The following is a 1374-nucleotide window of genomic DNA, read 5'->3' as shown; positions in this document are numbered from 1 at the left end:
CGAGCAGCAGCGCCGCGCCCGCCAGGGCCCAGCCGGCGCCGCGAAGGCGGCCGGCGGCGCGGCGGGGTTCGGTGTCGGGAGAGACGGGGGTGTCAGCCATGAATCGACGAAGCGCGCATTGGAGAAACCGGCAAAGGACTCCACTTTCGTGACGACGGCGCGACGGTCGCGCCGTCTGGGAGAAACGCGTCGTGTCCAAAGCCGCCCATCGCCGGACCTCCAAATCCGGTCCGAGCAAGTCCAGCCCGAAACAGCGACCGGACGATGACGCGGCCGCCCCCGAGCAGGTGTCGCCGGCGGGCCTCGACGCCACGCCGATCGTGGCGATCGACGGGCTCGAGGTGAACCTCGACGACGCGACGCTGCCCGAGGCGATCGATAAGGCGGCGCTGGCGAGCGGCGGCTTCCCCTACGACAAGAAGCTCGCGGACGAACCCTACCAGCAGACGCTGCGCCTGCTCCAGATCGAGCTTCTGAAGCTGCAGTCCTGGGCGCAGGAGAAGGGCGAGCGGATCGTGGTGCTGTTCGAGGGCCGGGACAGCGCCGGCAAGGGCGGCGTGATCCAGCGGGTGACCGAGCATCTCAGCCCGCGCAGCGTGCATGTGATCGCGCTGTCGAAGCCGTCGCCGGTGGAGGCGGGGCAGTGGTATTTCCAGCGCTACATCAAGCACCTGCCGACCGCGGGCGACATCGCACTGTTCGACCGCTCCTGGTACAACCGCGGCGCGGTGGAGCCGGTGATGGGCTTCTGCACCGCCGAGCAGACCGCCCGCTTCCTGCACGAGACCCCGCAGGTGGAGCGCCTGCTGGTGGAGGACGGCGTGCGGCTGTTCAAGTTCTGGCTCACCATCGGCCGCGAGACGCAGGTGAAGCGCCTGCACGCCCGCCGGCATGACCCGCTGAAGCGCTGGAAGCTGTCGCCGATCGACTATGCGGGCCTGAACCTGTGGGACGCCTATTCCCACGCGATCGAGCGCATGCTGGCGGCCACCCACACCAAGGACGCGCCGTGGACGGTGGTGCACGCCAACGACAAGCGCCGCCTGCGGCTCGCCTGCATCCGGCACCTGCTGCTGAACATCCCCTATCGCGGGCGCGACCTGAAGGCGATCGGCGGGGCCGACGAGCGCATCCTGATGGACGCCGACCGGTTCCTGCACAATGGCGGGGAGAGCTGACGCCGCCGTCATGACGCCCGGCGGGCGGCTCCGCGTCGGTAGAGCGTGCTGCGGCTGACGCCGAGCTTCCGGGCGGCCTCGGCCACGTTGCCGCCCGACGCCTCCAGCGCCGCCGCGATCGCGCCCCGCGCCACGCTGTCCAGATCGACGACGGTGTCGTCCGGCGCGAAGGCGGAAGCGGCGGCGGGCGCCGCGG

The 1374-nt window shown here is 71.0% G+C and carries 2 protein-coding genes; one reads left to right on the top strand and one right to left on the bottom strand.

The window, feature by feature from the left end; all coding sequences use genetic code 11:
* The first annotated feature begins 191 nt into the window (after positions 1 to 191).
* The gene (gene ppk2, locus ACFQ4O_RS17580; protein WP_378777675.1) at positions 192 to 1178 is read left to right on the top strand and encodes a polyphosphate kinase 2; all 987 of its coding nucleotides are present in this window, start codon (positions 192 to 194) and stop codon (positions 1176 to 1178) included.
* 8 nt (positions 1179 to 1186) lie between these two features.
* Here the strand turns inward: ppk2 and ACFQ4O_RS17575 are convergent.
* A partial coding sequence (locus tag ACFQ4O_RS17575) for a helix-turn-helix domain-containing protein (protein ID WP_378777673.1) occupies positions 1187 to 1374 on the bottom strand: 188 nt, incomplete at its 5' end.

This window comes from Methylopila musalis (genome assembly GCF_042679725.1).
In the GTDB taxonomy this organism is placed as follows: Bacteria; Pseudomonadota; Alphaproteobacteria; order Rhizobiales; family Methylopilaceae; genus Methylopila; species Methylopila musalis.
This window is presented reverse-complemented; position numbering and strand designations above follow the sequence as displayed.